The sequence below is a fragment of the Rhizobium sophoriradicis genome (genome assembly GCF_003939025.1).
Lineage (GTDB): Bacteria > Pseudomonadota > Alphaproteobacteria > Rhizobiales > Rhizobiaceae > Rhizobium > Rhizobium sophoriradicis.
On record NZ_RQIH01000010.1, the window covers coordinates 197,751 to 214,110 of the forward strand.

Annotated in this window: 16 protein-coding genes; 8 read left to right on the forward strand and 8 right to left on the reverse strand. The window is 61.4% G+C overall.

What is annotated here, in order from left to right; all coding sequences use genetic code 11:
• Positions 1 to 63: 63 nt before the first annotated feature.
• On the forward strand, positions 64 to 690 hold the full coding sequence (gene pncA / locus EFR00_RS18585; protein ID WP_051649896.1) for a bifunctional nicotinamidase/pyrazinamidase: 627 nt from the start codon (positions 64 to 66) through the stop codon (positions 688 to 690).
• A gap of 12 nt (positions 691 to 702) precedes the next feature.
• Here the strand turns inward: pncA and EFR00_RS18590 are convergent, their stop codons facing one another.
• The gene (locus tag EFR00_RS18590) at positions 703 to 2,295 is read right to left on the reverse strand and encodes a hypothetical protein (RefSeq protein ID WP_077993098.1); all 1,593 of its coding nucleotides are present in this window, start codon (positions 2,293 to 2,295) and stop codon (positions 703 to 705) included.
• A gap of 159 nt (positions 2,296 to 2,454) precedes the next feature.
• Here EFR00_RS18590 and EFR00_RS18595 point away from each other — a divergent pair, with 159 nt between their 5' ends.
• Complete coding sequence (locus EFR00_RS18595) at positions 2,455 to 3,120, forward strand: dihydrofolate reductase family protein (protein WP_077993007.1); 666 nt, start codon at positions 2,455 to 2,457, stop codon at positions 3,118 to 3,120.
• Positions 3,121 to 3,129: 9 nt separating this feature from the next.
• Here the strand turns inward: EFR00_RS18595 and EFR00_RS18600 are convergent, their stop codons facing one another.
• On the reverse strand, positions 3,130 to 3,393 hold the full coding sequence (locus EFR00_RS18600) for a DUF2164 domain-containing protein (RefSeq protein WP_038690092.1): 264 nt from the start codon (positions 3,391 to 3,393) through the stop codon (positions 3,130 to 3,132).
• A 133-nt stretch (positions 3,394 to 3,526) separates the two neighbouring features.
• On the opposite strand from EFR00_RS18600, the gene EFR00_RS18605 reads away from it, so the two are divergent.
• The gene (locus EFR00_RS18605; protein WP_009989009.1) at positions 3,527 to 4,258 is read left to right on the forward strand and encodes an AzlC family ABC transporter permease; all 732 of its coding nucleotides are present in this window, start codon (positions 3,527 to 3,529) and stop codon (positions 4,256 to 4,258) included.
• 3 nt (positions 4,259 to 4,261) lie between these two features.
• Positions 4,262 to 4,570, forward strand: a complete 309-nt coding sequence (locus EFR00_RS18610) for an AzlD family protein (RefSeq protein WP_038690094.1) — start codon at positions 4,262 to 4,264, stop codon at positions 4,568 to 4,570.
• A gap of 25 nt (positions 4,571 to 4,595) precedes the next feature.
• Here EFR00_RS18610 and EFR00_RS18615 read toward each other — a convergent pair whose 3' ends face one another.
• Positions 4,596 to 6,431, reverse strand: coding sequence for an aminopeptidase P family protein (locus EFR00_RS18615; protein WP_077993101.1), 1,836 nt, complete (start codon positions 6,429 to 6,431; stop codon positions 4,596 to 4,598).
• Positions 6,432 to 6,709: 278 nt separating this feature from the next.
• On the opposite strand from EFR00_RS18615, the gene EFR00_RS33075 reads away from it, so the two are divergent.
• Positions 6,710 to 6,883: a hypothetical protein gene (locus tag EFR00_RS33075; protein WP_009996123.1), complete on the forward strand. Its 174-nt coding sequence runs from the start codon at positions 6,710 to 6,712 to the stop codon at positions 6,881 to 6,883.
• Between the two features lie 406 nt (positions 6,884 to 7,289).
• Here EFR00_RS33075 and EFR00_RS18620 read toward each other — a convergent pair whose 3' ends face one another.
• Positions 7,290 to 8,168 carry a 50S ribosomal protein L11 methyltransferase gene (locus tag EFR00_RS18620; RefSeq protein WP_009996126.1) on the reverse strand — a complete coding sequence of 293 codons (879 nt, stop codon included), beginning with the start codon at positions 8,166 to 8,168 and terminating at the stop codon, positions 7,290 to 7,292.
• 68 nt (positions 8,169 to 8,236) lie between these two features.
• On the reverse strand, positions 8,237 to 8,839 hold the full coding sequence (locus tag EFR00_RS18625; RefSeq protein WP_077993009.1) for an SCO family protein: 603 nt from the start codon (positions 8,837 to 8,839) through the stop codon (positions 8,237 to 8,239).
• A gap of 380 nt (positions 8,840 to 9,219) precedes the next feature.
• Here EFR00_RS18625 and EFR00_RS18630 point away from each other — a divergent pair, with 380 nt between their 5' ends.
• On the forward strand, positions 9,220 to 11,184 hold the full coding sequence (locus EFR00_RS18630) for a methyl-accepting chemotaxis protein (protein WP_077993010.1): 1,965 nt from the start codon (positions 9,220 to 9,222) through the stop codon (positions 11,182 to 11,184).
• Positions 11,185 to 11,186: 2 nt separating this feature from the next.
• Complete coding sequence (locus EFR00_RS18635; protein ID WP_004668786.1) at positions 11,187 to 11,654, forward strand: chemotaxis protein CheW; 468 nt, start codon at positions 11,187 to 11,189, stop codon at positions 11,652 to 11,654.
• 293 nt (positions 11,655 to 11,947) lie between these two features.
• Here the strand turns inward: EFR00_RS18635 and EFR00_RS18640 are convergent, their stop codons facing one another.
• Positions 11,948 to 12,442, reverse strand: a complete 495-nt coding sequence (locus EFR00_RS18640) for a CreA family protein (protein ID WP_077993011.1) — start codon at positions 12,440 to 12,442, stop codon at positions 11,948 to 11,950.
• 107 nt (positions 12,443 to 12,549) lie between these two features.
• The gene (locus EFR00_RS18645; protein ID WP_077993012.1) at positions 12,550 to 13,140 is read right to left on the reverse strand and encodes a 3'-5' exonuclease; all 591 of its coding nucleotides are present in this window, start codon (positions 13,138 to 13,140) and stop codon (positions 12,550 to 12,552) included.
• Positions 13,141 to 13,421: 281 nt separating this feature from the next.
• On the opposite strand from EFR00_RS18645, the gene EFR00_RS18650 reads away from it, so the two are divergent.
• Positions 13,422 to 13,958 (forward strand): GNAT family N-acetyltransferase, encoded by a 537-nt coding sequence (locus tag EFR00_RS18650; protein ID WP_077993015.1) that lies wholly within the window; start codon positions 13,422 to 13,424, stop codon positions 13,956 to 13,958.
• A gap of 32 nt (positions 13,959 to 13,990) precedes the next feature.
• Here the strand turns inward: EFR00_RS18650 and ligA are convergent, their stop codons facing one another.
• Positions 13,991 to 16,147, reverse strand: a complete 2,157-nt coding sequence (ligA, locus tag EFR00_RS18655) for an NAD-dependent DNA ligase LigA (RefSeq protein WP_077993018.1) — start codon at positions 16,145 to 16,147, stop codon at positions 13,991 to 13,993.
• Positions 16,148 to 16,360 lie beyond the last annotated feature (213 nt).

Below are 16,360 nucleotides of genomic sequence, written 5' to 3' on the forward strand. Positions count from 1 at the left end.
AGTAGTTGATGCATTCGGTGCATTTGGCATTTGCATTGCCATAACGCGAAGGGATTGGCCTTGATGAAAGCGCTGCTGCTCGTCGATATCCAGAACGGCTTCTGTCCGGGAGGAAACCTGCCGGTGCCGGACGGCGACAAGGTCGTTCCCGTCGCAAACAGGCTGATCGACAGCGGCAAATACGATCTGATCGTCGCTTCGCAAGACTGGCACCCGCCCGGCCACGGCAGCTTCGCCTCCGCCCATCCGGGTGCCGCCCCCTTCGAGATGGGGGAATTGTCCGGCAAGCCGCAGATGATGTGGCCCGACCACTGCATCCAGGGCACGCTCGATGCCGAACTGCATCCGGAGCTCAAATCCGAAGAAATCGACCTCATCCAGCAGAAGGGCGAGGATCCCGGGATCGACAGCTATTCGGCCTTCCGCGACAATGACCGCGACGCTTCGACCGGCCTTTCCGATTTCCTTGAAGATCAGGGTGTGACCGACCTCGACGTCTGCGGGCTGGCGACCGATTACTGCGTCAAATTCTCCGCCCTCGACGCGCTGGAGATGATGCCGGGCTTGCGCGTGCGCTTCATCGAGGACGCCAGCCGCGGCATCACGCCTGAAGGAGTCGCCGCCGCCATCGATGAGATGCGGGCGCACGGCATTGCCGTGATCAACAGTGCGGATGCCTTGCGCGAATGAACCGCCAATCTCCTATTTCAACAGATAGGCATCGAATGTCTCATCGCTGCCGGCAACGGGGCCGAAACGCTTGACGAGGGTCGTCTCGCTCCGGAATGCGGAAATCTCCTCCGGCGTCAGAGACAGCAGCCAACTGTAACTTTCGCGCAATGAGACGGGCGCGGCAATTCGGTCAAGCCGCTGTGAGAGAAGAATGACGATGGGCGCGCGCTCGCTCTGCTGCAGTTGCCGCGCCGTCTGCAGTATATCGGCAAGGCTGAGCGAAAGCCGCGCATTGCGGGTATACCGCACGATCCCGCCGAACCGTTGCTCCCGTAGAAGATAGGTGCGATTGGGGATGTAATAGGGCAAGGGTTCCACGAGATAATCGGGATCCGCCATGATGATCGCATCCTTGAGGTCCGGGCGCGATTGAATGAACGACCCGAGATCCCGGGCTCGGCTCAGCGGAATGTCGGTGAAGAGGAACTGATGGATCTTTTCGATACCGGAGGCTACCTGCAGCGCCAGCAATATTATGAGGCACAGACGCCCGATCTTGACGACGCCACCAGCTGCCTCGACACCGGCTATACCCGCGGAACCGGGCCGAGGCGACGTGGTCAAAGCAGTGATGCCGATCATGAAGATTAGCCATAAGGCCTGATGTCTGTAGTTGCCTGGGTAGACAAGCGTAAAAAGCAGCGAAAGCCCTAGGAGAACCGATGCGGCCGCGAACATCGCCGGCGGCCGGTTGGCCAGCCCAAGCAGACTGCCATAGATGAGCACCGCCATCAGCGAGGCGAAAACCCGAGCAAGCAATGGATCGGCCAAGACCAGTCGAAGGATCCTGTCGGGGTAGAACTCCATGAAATAGGAAGGCGCCCCGGCAAAGGCATAAAGGACTAGCGGAGCGAAATTCTTGCCTGCGAGATCGTTCTGCCCGGCATCGTTGAAGGTCGGATAGACTGTAATGACACACAGAAGAACGCCGACCGCGGCAAAGGCTGCGGCTGTCGCAAAGGCGCGATATGCCGACAGAAAAGGTCTTGGACGCGCAAGGATCAGATCGAAAAACCAATAGGCAAGAAAGCCGCCGACCAGCACGACCGAGTGGACGTTGGTATTTGCCAGCAAGGCAAACAACAGGCCGAGCACCATGCCGTTGCGCATTCCCCTCTCCCAGCTCAGGACGATAAGGAAGACCAAAAGCATGCTGATGCCGTAATTTCGCGACATCGCGGCGTAGTCGAAAACCGAAAAGCTGCTGAACAACGACAGCAGCATAATCGAGCGCGGCAGTTCAAGCCTGAAAACAAGAAGGTAGGCCGAGGCGGCCGCGATCGTCAGTGCGACGATTTTCAGGACGACCGGTGAGCCGATGACAAGATAAGCGGCGCGCAACAGGATATACCAGAGAGCCGGATGACCTTCGCCCTGCATCTGACGAAGCATGTCGACGAAATTCTCTCCCTGAAGGGCCAGCGACAAGGCGCGAACCTCATCGCGCCACACGGTTTCTGACCAACAAAGCGCGGATGCCAGCGCAAACCACACCAGAAAGATCAACGTCTTGCAGAGCGTTGTTGATCGAGGTTCATCGATTTTAGAGACAATAACAGCCAACGGAAGCAATCCGGTCATCGAAAATGCCGTGACCATAGCGGCGCCCCGATAATTTGACGTTAAGGTGAAATATACTCGCCGGATTGATGCGTCCGGTGTCGGTTCGGCTTATATCGATCCGTCCTTGCTTCTGAACGAACCAAACATGGGAGTTGAGAGATGAGAAAGCTTGTGACTGCGGCCTTCGTGAGCCTGGACGGCGTTATGCAGGCGCCCGGCGCGCCCGAGGAAGATCCGACCGGCGGCTTCAAACTTGGCGGCTGGACCGTCAATTACTGGGACGAGCCGATGGGGGACTTCATGGACGGGATCTTTACCGATCCCTTCGCTCTGCTGCTCGGCCGCAAGACCTACGAGATCTTCGCCGCGCACTGGCCCTTTGTCGGGCAAGACGACCCCATCGGAAAGGTCTTCAATGCCGCGACCAAATATGTCGCGACGACATCGCAAGAGCCGCTCACCTGGGAAAATTCCGTTCCGCTGCGCGGCGATGCCGCCGCCGAAATCGCCCGGCTGAAGCAGGAGGACGGCCCCGACCTGCTGACGCAGGGCAGCAGCGGCCTGTTGCAAACGCTGCTGGCGCACGACTTAATCGACGAACTCCGGCTCCTGACCTTCCCGCTCATCCTCGGCCCCGGGAAGCGCCTGTTCGGCACGGGCGCCACACCGGCAGCGCTGAAGCTCACCGCCAGCTCGGTATCGACGACGGGCGTCACCATGAGCGTCTATCAGCGCGCCGGCGAGGTCAAGCCCGGCAGCTTCGCGATGCAGGATCCCTCGCAGGCCGAACTGGCGCGTCGGGAGCGGATGAAGCGCGAGGGGTGAAGCGCCGGCTCAGGCGCCCGCAGCCTTGTTCTTCTCGTCACGCTCGAGCAGATAGATGTCCTCGGCGAGGTCCTCCATCTTCTTCGAAAGGGCGGCGTGTGCATCGCGAACACCCTGATTGTAATAGTGAGCGCCGATCTCCTCGGCGAAGAAGTCGAGCAGGAACTCCGCCGGCAGCGCGCCGATCGGCTGGTCGAGTTCCGTCTCGAAATAGCGGCGGATGCGCGAGACGATCGCCGCTTTCGCTTCCTTGGTAAATTCGATCTTCTTCATAGGCACCCTCTCCGCCGGTTACGATCAGTAGGTTGATGCTTCAGCGAAATCGATTGATCAATCAACGAAATTCAATTGCCGTTGCAGATCGCAGACCATAAGGGAAAACTGAATTTCCAAAAGGATCATCCAGATGAATCGCGCCGACTTTGTTGAAGGTTTGCGAGGAGGCTCCGCCGTTGCGCTGGCGTCGGCGCCCTTCGGCGCTCTGTTCGGGGCGCTGGCGGTCGAAAACGGGATGTCGCTTGCCGAAGCCGCCTTCATGAGCGCCACGGTCTATGCCGGCGCCAGCCAGATGGTCGGCATCGAGCTCTTCGGCCACAATGTCCACGCCTGGCTGATCGTGCTGTCAATCCTCGCCGTCAATTTTCGCCACGTGCTCTACTCGGCGGCGCTCGCGCGCTATATCGGCCATTTCACGCCGGTGCAGAAATTCTTCACCTTCTTCCTGCTCGTCGATCCGCAGTTTGCCGAAGCTGTGAAGCGCAGCGAGGCCGGAAAACCGCTGACCTTCGCCTGGTATTTCGGCTTCGGCATCATCATCTACATTCCATGGGTGCTGATCAGTGTCGCCGGCGGCATGCTCGGCGGCTTCATCGGCGACCCCAAGGCGATCGGCCTCGACATCCTGCTGCCGGCCTATTTCCTCGGCATCGTCCTCGGTTTCCGCAAGCGCGACAATTTCCTGCCCGTGGCGCTCGTCAGCGCGGTGGCTTCCGTCCTCGCCTATCGTTATGTCGGCTCGCCCTGGCATGTGAGCCTCGGCGCGGCTGCCGGTATCGTGCTCGCCGCCCTGCTGCCATTGCCCCGGCAGGAGCCGGATCTGGAAGCCGATGCCCTGCAATCCGAAGTGCATGAGGTCTGAGCCATGGAATTCGATCTTCACATGGCGCTCGTCATCCTCGCCGCCGCTGCCGCCACCTTCGCCACCCGCATCGGCGGCTATGTCCTTATCACCCGAATGAAGAGCATCCCGCCGCGCATGGAGGCGGCGCTGAACGCCGTGCCGGCCGCTGTTCTGACGACGCTGGTCGCACCTGCCTTCTTCATCGGCGGCTGGGATACGAAGCTGGCGCTCGCCGTCGCTCTCTTTGTCGGCCTGCGTTTCACCCATACATGGATGCTGGTCGCCGCCTGGATCGTCGTGATGATCTGGCGCCATAGCGCCGGCGTCTAACGCCGGCGCTATGGCGCGATTATCCCTAATACTCCAAGGGCAGCGTCGCGTTCTCGAGCCATGCCCTGACGTCGTGATCGTGGATCAGCGGCATCAGCGCCTCGCGCGTACGGTGGTGATAATCATTGAACCAGTGCAGCTCGTCATGAGTCAGAAGCTCGGGGATGACGAGGCTGCGGTCGATAGGGCAGAAAGTCAGCGTCTCGAAGCCGAGCATGGCCATGTCGCCGCCCTCGATCTCCTCGGCGCCGCGCACATAGATCAGGTTTTCGATGCGGATGCCGAAGCTGCCGGGCCGATAATAACCCGGTTCGTTCGAAAGGATCATGCCGGGCAGCAGCTCCTGCGTCGAAAGCCTGGAGATGCGCTGCGGCCCCTCATGCACCGAGAGATAGGAGCCGACGCCGTGGCCCGTACCATGGGCGAAATCGGCCCCCGCCCGCCACAGCGCGATACGGGCCAGCGGATCGAGGTCGCAGCCGCGCGTACCCCTAGGAAAACGCGCCGTGCTGATCTGGATCATGCCCTTCAGCACCAGCGTGAAGAAGCGGCGATGCTCCTCCGAAACCGCGCCTATGCCGACGGTGCGGGTGATGTCGGTTGTGCCGTTGATATATTGCGCGCCGGAATCGATCAGGAAGAGTTCGCCGGCCTCGATCATCCGGTCGGTCTCGGTCGTCACGCGGTAATGCATGATCGCCGCATGTTCGCCGGCGCCCGATATCGTATCGAAGGAAATGTCCTTCAGCGGGTTCTGCATGTTCTGGCCGACGCGGGCACGCGCCGCTTCGAGCCGTTCGGCAGCGGCGATCTCGCTGACCGTGCCGGGTTTTTCCTGCGACAGCCAGTAGAGGAATTCCACCATTGCCGCCCCATCCTGCAGATGCGCGGCGGCCGAGCCGTTGATTTCGACGTCGTTCTTTACCGCCCGCGGCAGCTTGGCGGGATCGGCCCCTTCCACCGCCTCGCCGCCCGCCTTGCGGATGATCTCGGCGAGGGCATAGGAAGCGATATCGGGATCGATCAGCACGCGGCCGCCATCCCTCGAAACAGCGACAAGCCGCTCTTCCAGCGCCAAAGGCGGCAGCTGGGTGCAGATCTGCCCAAGATAGGCCTCCGGTTCGATGCCGGTCTTGCGCTTGTCAAGGAAGAGCTCGGCCCGCCCGTCGGCAAGGATGATGGCGCGCGCCAGCGGATGCGGCGTGTGCGGCACGTCGGCGCCACGGATGTTGAAGATCCAGGCGACCGACGAGGGATCGGCAATCAGCACCGCAGCGAGGTTCTTCTTCGTAAGATTGGCGGCGATCGTCGCGATCTTGTCGCTCGCCAGCACGCCGGCCTGGGCGACATTCTGGATGGTCACGGCGCCGAGCGGCTCGGCCGGCCGGTCGTTCCAGAGCCTGTCGAGCGGGTTGTGCGGCAGGAAGGTGAGTGTGCCGCCGATCTCCGCAAGCGCCTTTTCCAGACGGCGAACCTCGGCGCCGGAATGCAGCCAGGGATCGATGCCGAGTTTGAGACCCTTGGCGCCATTTGCGGCAAGCCAGACATGCGGCGGCTCGTTGACCAGATCGCCGCCTGAAAACACCGTGCCGTCGACCTGTTCGGCAAGCTGCGTCACATAGCGCCCGTCGACGAAGACGATCGCCTGCGCACGCAGGATGAGCGCAACGCCCGCCGAACCGGTAAAGCCCGTCAGCCATGCCAGCCGCTCCGAGCATGCTGGAACATATTCGCCGTTGAATTCATCGGCGCGCGGCACGAGGAAGGCGTCGATGCCCAGCGAATCGAAAGTCGCGCGCAGTGCCGATACCCGTTCCCTGCCGAAATGCGGCGTGGAGGTGACGTCGAAGGACTGAAACATGCTGAAAACCCGAATGTTTGAGACGAATCCGGTTAATGGGATGGCGGCCATGTTAGCGAAATTTCAATCGATGGGGAGAAAAAGCGACGAAACGAGTCGAAAGCGTCGAGCCCGCTCAGCATTTTGACAGAACTGTGACGACAAAAGTCAATTTGGCACGCGCATTGCATTGGCCGCATGGCTCCCATGAGCAAAACCCTCTGCCTCCGCATTTCAGAATAGCTATATAGACGCCATCGAACGGTTCGGACGAACCAGCAAACAAAGGATTTTTTGAAATGACCGCCTCTCTCTCGCGCTTCGCATACAGCAGCCCGGTGCAGGCTGGCGAACGCCAGACCGTGCGTCACGTGATCGGCGCCCGCCGCCCGCAGAACGAGGATAGCCTCAAGCTGCTCGGTGCCGGCCAGCGCGTCACGCGCCACCAGGGCGCCACAAGCTACGCGTTCTGAACCTGAAAGCCGTCCGTCTCCTCCCCGGACCGGCCTATTGGAATGCAGTAGAGCCCGCTCGAGCGCTCCTCCTCCTTCGAGCTCGCGGGCATTGACCGGATAGACCGGTCCAAGGCGGTGCCACTGGCGCCGCCTTTTTTGTTGTGCTGGGCAAGTTCTGCTATTTTCGGGGTAGCGCAGAGCGGTTTCGCATCGGCGAGATGCACAACCTCTCCTCCCTCATCCCTGTGCTCGTCACAGGGATCCAGCGCGCCCAAGTCCTTGGGCGCAGGAGACTCTTCAAGGTCTGATGGAGTCTTTCACGGCGCGGACGCGCCGTGGCTGGATTCCTGTGACGAGCACAGGAATGAGGGTGGGGAGAAGACGCCGCGCCTCAACAAGCGGACTGCAGACCCAGCCCAAAAACTCACGGCCGGTCTAAATGGATCGTCACCCAGCCGTTCCGCCAGATCGTCCTGACGTGCCGGAGCCTCGCGCCGCTATAGGCGGCAATCACCTTCCATCGCTGCGCAGCCAAAATCCCCGAAAGAATCACCGAACCGCCCGGCGCAAGATGGGCGGCAAGCTGCGGCGCCATGCGGATCAGCGGCCGGGCGAGGATGTTGGCGATGATGAGATCGAACGGACCATGCTCGGAAAAGGCCGTGGAATGAAAACCCGGCGCGGTTCTGGTGACGATGCCCGAGGCGATGCCGTTGCGGCGAACGTTTTCGGCCGCCACCCGCGTTGCAATTGGGTCGATGTCGGTGGCCAGTACCGGTATGTTCTTGAGCTTACGCACCGCAATCGCCAGCACACCGCTGCCGGTGCCGAGATCGAGCGCGTTGCGGACGCGGCGGGATCGCACCACACGATCGATCACTTCGAGGCAGCCGGCCGTCGTGCCGTGATGGCCGGTGCCGAAGGCCTGGCCGGCATCGATCTCGATGGCGATGTCGCCGGGGCGGACCTTGTCGCGGTCATGCGAGCCATGCACTAGAAAACGCCCTGCCCTGACCGGCTTCAGTCCTTCCAGCGATCTCACCACCCAATCAACGTCGGGGATGACCTCCCGCAGCAGCTGAGCATCGGGAAAGGCGCTTTGCAGCGCCGCTTCGATGCGAGAGCGCACGTCCGCCTCGTCCTCGGTCATCATGTAGACCGAGGCCTCCCAAATATCCTTCTTCTCATCGATTTCAGTGGTGCCGATGGCAAAGTCTTCTTCGCCGAAGACTTCGCTCAGGAGGTCGAGGATCGATTCGGCCTGGCTTTCGGTCGTCGACACGTAGAGGCGGATTTCACTCACGTTAGGCGGTCTTTCCCGTTTCCGTTGCCCGCCACCGGTCGAGCCAGCGCCCTATCACGCTGAAGCTGTCACCCTTTGCTGACGAGATTCTCCAGCTTCTTTACCGCCGTGTCCGGGTTTTCGCCATAGGCGATCGTCCCCGCAAATCGTCCAGCCGAATCAAGAAGGAAAACCGAGGCATAATGATCCATCGTATAGTCGCCGTTCGGATCCTTATCGTCGACAGGCACCTTCTTGGCGTAAATGCGGAAACCTTTGATGACCTCGGTGACCTTATCCGGCGGACCGGAAATGCCGATGATGCGCTTGGAAACATTGGAGACATATTGATTGATAACTTCGGGCGTGTCGCGCTCGGGATCGACGGTCACGAAATAGGCCTGCAGCTTGGTTCCGTCCGGATCGACCTTCTCCATCCAGCCGTTCAACTCGTACAGCGTCGTCGGGCAAACTTCGGGGCAATGGGTGAAGCCGAAGAACAGCGCCGTCGGCTTGCCGCGCAGCGCCTGCTCGGTGATCGGCTGTCCGCTTTGGGAGACGAGCGTGAAAGGCACGCCATAGGGAGCTTCCGCCACCACGTCTTTCGATGTGTCGAGATTGAGTGTGACCCAACCGAGAATCCCGGCCAGTATCAGGACGCCGACCCAGATGGCGATGCGGAATGTCTTCATTGGCACTGTCCTCGTCCGGGCCGAATATGTCCGGCTGCTCTTGCCCGCTGATATAGTCCCGACCAGACGGGCGCAATTCAACATTATGTTTTCTGACCCGTGATGAATTGTCTCACCGACCAAGCCCGCCGGCAACGGGCTATCCATCGATCAGTCCCGGAGATGGAGCAAAAAATCACATGCTTTTAATGGCGGAGGCCTATCAGCGATCTCAAGATAAACATCGTTAGGAAAGACTTAAGCCGTCCTATCTATATTTAACATTGCGTGCGGCCCCATCGAGCCGTTCTGACATGAAGTCTGCCGCGTGGCGAAAACCCCGGACATCCGCATGAGGGTAGAAAAGCATAAACCCGAGCGGTTTGTGGAAGGGTCTTTTCATGACGAATTCAGCAGTGCGCAAGAGCCTGTCGGTCAGCCAGCGGCTCTGGACGCTCGGCGGCGCCGCTTTTGTGGGTTTCGGAACGATGCTCGCCGTCGGCTGGTACGAAAACACGCGCATCGACGCCGGCCTGCGCCGCGCCACCGAGATCCAGGCGAGTGTCGACCGTATCAACGACATGCGGCTTGCCAACCTGACGATGGTGCTGGCCGCCATGGACATCATCGTCGACAAGGATGACAAGGCGGTAGCGCCGGAGCGTATCAAGCTGATTGCCGATTCTCTGGCCGTCCTATCCAACGGCTCGAAAGACATACGTCTGCTGGCCGACGAGATAAATGCCGGCGCCCTGCTGAAGAACTACGACGCCGACGTCGCCGAGATGGGCAAGGCGATCCAGACCGATCTCGTCGCGCTGGTCCAGCAAGGTGCGCCCGACGCGGCGTTCGACAAGATCGACGACACGATCGACGGCGCCGGCGAGGAGCTGACGAAGACGCTCGACAAGCTTGCCGCCGATGGTGCCGTATTTGCCCATCAGCATGTCCAGGCCGCCAATGCCATATCGCAACGTGCCCTCTTCCTGCAGATCGGACTCGGCATCCTCGCCATCCTCACCATGAGCGTCCTGCAATATATCCATGGCGGATCGATCCGCCGCGGCATCACAGCCGTGAGCGAAAGCATGCGGCGCATCATAGGCGGCGATCTCACCAGCAACGTTGCGGAAAAGGCCCGCGGCGACGAGATCGGCGACATGGCCCGCGCCGCCGACGCCTTCCGCCTTGCCGCCATCGAAAAGCGCGACCTCGAAGCGCAGAGCCAGAACGACAGGCAGCGCAGCGACGCCGAGCACCGCGCCCGCGAAGCCGCCAAGCTTGCCGACGCCGAGGCCCTGAACGCCGCCGTCGCCGCGCTCGGCGCCGGCCTCACCCGTCTGTCGGGCGGCGACGTTACCGTTACGATCGACCAGCCGTTCCGCGAGGAGCTGGAGCGTCTGCGCCTGGATTTCAATCAGACGACGGCGACGCTGCGCAAGGCGATGAGCGACATTGCCCTCAACAGCAGCTCGATCGAAGCCAACAGCCGTCAGATGCGCGCCGCAGCCGACGATCTTGCCAAGCGCACCGAGCAGCAGGCCGCTTCGCTGGAAGAGACCTCGGCCGCCCTCGACCAGATCACCGCCACCGTCCGCAATGCGACCAACCGCGCCGAGGAAGTCGGCCACATGGTCTCGCATACCCGTCAGAACACGGCGAAATCGGACATCGTCGTCGGCGATGCGATGGCCGCGATGGAACGGATAGAAGGTGCTTCCCGTGAGATCGGCAAGATCATCAACGTCATCGACGAAATCGCTTTCCAGACGAACCTGCTGGCGCTCAACGCCGGCGTCGAGGCGGCGCGTGCCGGTGAGGCCGGCAAGGGCTTCGCCGTCGTTGCCCAGGAAGTGCGCGAACTCGCCGGCCGCGCCGCGGGTGCTGCCAAGGATATCAAGGCCTTGATCGGAAAATCCGGCGAGGAAGTGAAGATCGGCGGCGAACTGGTAACAGCCGCCGGTGAAGCGCTTCGCCAGATCGGCGAAGATGTTCTGCGCATCGACGAACATGTTAAATCAATCGTAACCTCTGCGCGCGAACAATCGGTCGGACTGAACGAGATCAACACATCGATCAGCCAGATGGATCAGGTCACGCAGAAGAACGCGGCCATGGTGGAAGAGACGAACGCCGCAAGCCATACGCTCGCCATCGACGCGGAAAACCTGACGCAGCTGATCAAGCAGTTCAAAACCGGCGAGGGCATGAGCGCCCGGCAAACGCCGCGAGAGGCAACCGCCGCCTCGCATTCGAGACCTTCTCCCGCGCGCAGCCTGATCGGCAAGGTCGCGGGCGCATTCAACGGCGGCTCTGCTGCCAAAGTCATCGCCTCACCCGCCGGGGACAACTGGGAAGAATTCTGACCATGAACAACAACGCCATCAAACAGTCGGGCGCTTATCTCGAAATCGTTTCGTTCCATCTGGGCGACCAGGAATTCTGCATCGACATCATGGCCATCCGCGAAATCCGCGGCTGGGCACCGGTGACGCCGATGCCGCATACTCCGCCTTACGTGCTGGGCCTCATCAACCTGCGCGGCGCGGTGATCCCGGTCATCGACATGGCCTGCCGCCTTGGCATGAAGATGACCGAACCTTCGGAGCGCTCGGCAATCATCGTCACCGACATCGCCGGCAAGCTGGTGGGGCTGCTGGTCGAGCAGGTTTCCGACATGATGACCATCAAGAGCGAAGACCTGCAGCCGCCGCCGGAAATCATCCCGGAAGCCCAGCGCGCCTTCTGCCGCGGCATCGTCGCGCTTGAGAAGACCATGGTCTGCTTCCTCAACCTCGATACCGTGATTGCCGACGAGCTGAATCAGGCGGCTTGAAATTTATCGCTGAACGGAATGCGAAGGCCCGGCTCGTCCGGGCCTTTTTGTTTGAAAAGACCGACTTGCCACCAATCTCTTCAGAGCCATGGCACGGCCCATCCTCCCTCATCTCTGTGCTCGTCACAGAGATCCAGCCACCGCGCGTCCGCGCGGTGAATGACCTCACTTGCAGCAGATAGAAGAGTCTCTTGCGCCCAAGGACTTGGGCGCGCTGGATTCCTGTGACAGGCACAGGAATGAGGGCGAGGAGGAAGCAATGCACTGCCCCGAGATCGAACGCTACCCTCGCCTTATTGCGGCTTCCCATTCTTCCAGGTGACGTTCTGCCCGTAGAGCGGAATCGTCGAAATCGACATCTTCGCCGAGCCATCCGTCAGCTCCCTGGAATGGGCGAGGTAGATCAGCGTGTCGTTCGCCTTGTCATAGATGCGGTTGACGACCAGCGTCTTCCAGATCAGCGACATGCCTTGGCGGAACACTTCGCTGCCGTCTTTGGACACGTCGATATTGCCGACCTCGATCGGTCCGGTCTGCCGGCAGGCAATGGAATTGTTAGACGGATCTTCGAACCAGTTGCCTTTCTTGAACCTGTCGATCAGGCTGCGGTCGAAATACGTGACATGGCAGGTGACCCCCTTGACCTCGGGATCGGAGACTGCCTCGACGATGATGTCGTTGCCGATCCAGTCAACCCCGACCTTACCGACGACTTCGGCCGAGACGGCGCCCGCTGAAAGCGCGAAAAGAGAGAGGGCAGCAAAGAAAAGGTTGCGCGGCTTGGACATGGCAGCTCCCTGGAGCGCCGCGCGTCCGACGGGACGCGCCAAAGGCGCTCTATCGCTTGATCGGCGCCTTCTAGATAAGCACGCGCCCCTGCTTTGCAAGAAACCGCTCAGGCCTTTCGGCAAGTGCAGGGGGCATAGCCGCGCGCCATCAGCCGCCCCGGCGTCATGCCGATCAGTGCCGGGATCGCCTCGACGGCTTTCGCCTTGACTGCCTTGGCCATCTCGATCGCCGCTGCCGCGCAAACGGCGGCATCCTCGGCGGCGTTGTGGTGCATGAAGCGCAGGCCGAGATGCTCGGCGATCAGGTTCAGCCGGTGCGAGAGAAAATGCGGCCAGATCCGCTGCGCCATCTTCAGGCTGCAGAGGTAGGTCAGTTCGGGATAGGACTGCCGGTAGAGATCGAGGCTCGCCCGCCAGACGCTGAAATCGAAGGCGGCATTATGCGCAATCATCGTCGCGCCCCTGAAATCGTCATGGAACTCATCCATCACCTCGGGAAACTCCGGCGCATCCTCGACATCTTCCGGCCGGATGCCGTGAATGGCGATGTTCATCCCGGAAAAGCGCATCTCCCGCGGCCGGATCAGCCGTTCCTCGACGCGTATCACCCTGCCCTCTTCGATCCAGGCAAGGCCGACGGAACAGGCGCTGCCGCGCTGCTCGTTCGCCGTCTCGAAATCAATCGCAATGGTCTTCAATGCCGCGTCCGAATCGTTTCACCTGCCACAGGAATAGCGCTCGGCTTGCGGCCGCGCAAATTGCCCACGCGCGTCGGTTGACATTTCGCGACAGATATCCAAAATTGCTACTCATGATCGGTTCCGTGACCATGGCAGCGCTTATCCATCACACCACGACCCTTGAAGGGTATGCCGGAGCAATGGCGCGTTAACAGCGATCCGATCACCCCGAAACCCTGCTGAGGCGAGCAGGGTTTTCGGAAACCGGCTCTCCTCTTGAACCCCAAGGAGAGCATCCAATGTCCGAAAATGAAGAGAATGGACCGAGCCGCCGAGCGCGCTTGCCGGAGGGCATCCTGGTGCGTTCAGTCCGCCTTTCCGATGCGGAAGAACTCACCGATCTCATGAATTTGCCGGGCTACCGCGCCGGCACGTTGCGGCCGCCCTACCAAAGGGTCGAAGAGGTTCGCAAGCGCATGGAAAATCCCTCGCCGGGCGCGCTCAATCTCGTCGTCACGCTGAACGGCAAGATCGTCGGCAATTGCGGCCTCAACCGTCTCGGCGGCCGCCGGCAGCACGTCGCCAGCGTCGGCATGGGCGTGCATGACGATTTCACCGGCCGCGGCTTCGGACGCATCCTGCTCGGTGCGATGGTCGAGGCCGCCGACGACTGGCTTGACGTCAAGCGGCTGGAACTGACCGTCTATACCGACAACGACGCCGCGATCAGCCTCTATGAGAAATTCGGCTTCGAACGGGAAGGCCTGCTGAAGGCCTTCGGCTTTCGATCGGGAGAGTATGTCGACGCCTATACAATGGCGCGGTTGAGACCTTGAACGGACGAGGCTGACGGCCCGCCGTCAGCCTCTCACCCGCTGATCAGCGCCAGCCATTCGTCCTCGTCCATCGTCTGCACGCCGAGTTCGCGCGCCTTGTCGAGCTTGGAGCCGGCGCCGGGGCCGGCGACGACGATGTCGGTCTTCTTCGACACCGATCCCGCCACCTTGGCGCCGAGGCTTTCCGCCCTCGCCTTCGCCTCGTCACGCGTGAATTTTTCCAGCGAACCGGTAAAGACCACCGTTTTGCCGGCGACCGGACTTCCCGCCGTCACCGGCTGTTCGGCCTCCTGTGGCGTCACCTCATCAAGCAGGCGGGTAATCACCTCGATATTGAGCGGCTCCTTGTAGAACTCGACCATGGCGCGCGCCACGACCTCGCCGATGCCCTCGATGGCGTTGAGATCGTTCCAGGCGTCGCCGGACAGCGGTGCTGCTTCCCTCATCGCCGTGGCAAATGCTTCATAGGTGCCGTAGGAGCGCGCCAGCAGCTTCGCCGTGGTCTCGCCGACATGACGGATGCCGAGCGCATAGATGAAGCGGTGAAGCGCGATGCTGCGCCGTTCGTTGATCGCGGCATAGAGCTTGCCGACGCTGACCTTGCCGAAGCCGTCGATATTCTCCAGCTTGGTCAGCGATTGCTGCTGGCGCTTCTCCAGCGTGAAGATCTCGGGCGCGGTGCGGATCTGCAGCGACGCGTCCTCGTGTTCGAAGAAGAAGTCGATCTGCTTCGACCCGAGCCCCTCGATATCGAAGGCGTTACGGGAGACGAAGTGCTTCAGATGTTCCGTCGCCTGCGCCCGGCAGATGAAGCCGCCGGTGCAGCGGCGCACCGAATCCATCTTGCCGGTCTTCTCGTTGACCTCGCGCACGGCATGCGAGCCGCAGACCGGGCAGGTCTTCGGAAACTCGTATGAGCGGGCGTCGGCCGCGCGTTTTTCCATCACCACGTCGAGGATCTGCGGAATGACGTCGCCGGCACGCTGGACGATCACCGTATCGCCCTCGCGAATATCGTGCTCCTCCGGCCGGATACGCTCGCCGCTATTGCCGATGCCCTTGATGTAATCCTCATTGTGCAGCGTCGCATTGGTGACGACGACGCCGCCGACCGTGATCGGCTTCAGCCGCGCCACCGGCGTCAGCGCGCCGGTGCGGCCGACCTGGATCTCGATCTTCTCGACCTCGGTGAAGGCCTGCTCGGCCGGAAACTTGTGCGCCGTTGCCCAGCGCGGCGACCGCGAGCGGAAGCCGAGGCGCCGCTGTAATTCGAGGCTGTCGACTTTATAGACGACGCCGTCGATGTCGTAGTCGAGATCCGGGCGCTCAAGGCCGATCTCGTCATAATGTGCCAGAATGTCGGCGACCGAATTCAGCCGCTTCATCAGCGGATTGACAGGAAAGCCCCAGTCCTTGAAGGTCTGCACCATGCCGAACTGCGTATCTTCAGGCATCTCCGACATCTCGCCCCAGGCATAGGCAAAAAATTTCAGCTTGCGGCTCGCCGTCACCTTGGCGTCGAGCTGGCGGAGCGATCCGGCGGCCGTATTGCGCGGATTGACGTAGGTCTGCTTACCCTCCGCCTCCATCTGCCGGTTCAGCGCCAGGAAGTCGCTCTTGGCCATGTAGACCTCGCCGCGGATTTCGACCACGGCGGGAACGCCCTTCGGCAGCTCGTTGGGGATCTCGGCGATCGTCCGGATGTTGGCGGTGACGTTCTCCCCCGTCGTGCCGTCGCCGCGCGTGGCGGCGGTTACCAGCCTGCCGTTCTCGTAGCGAATCGACATCGACAGACCATCGATCTTCGGTTCGGCGGTAAAGGCGATCGACTGGTCCGGCAGCCGGCCGAGGAAGCGATAGACGCCGGCGACGAAATCCTGCACGTCCTCCTGCGAAAACGTGTTGTCGAGCGACAGCATCGGCCGCGCGTGAGTGACCGGCGAGAAGGTGACGGAAGGAGCGGCACCGACATGCCGCGACGGGCTGTCCTCGCGGATCAGCTCGGGAAACCGCGCCTCCAGCGCATCGTTGCGGCGCTTCAGCGCGTCGTAATCGGCATCCGATATCTCCGGCTGGTCCTTGCCGTGGTAGAGCGCATCATGATGCGCGATCTCCTTGGCCAGCCGCTCGAGCTCGGCGGCAGCCTCTTCGATCGTCAACGTGTCGACGGCGGAACCTTCGGTGGACATCGGACATCACTCCAGGGAATCTGGCCAGAAAATCTGGATTGTTTTTAGAGCAAAATTTCCGGATGAAAAGAGAGACCGAATAGGCTGCATGCCGGATGGCCCGCTATCGGACAGGGCCGCCCACCACTCCGCCCTCATCCCAGTGCTCGTCACAGGGATCCAGCCACGGCGCGTCTGCGCCGTGAATGACTCTCACACAGGTAAGAAGTCTCT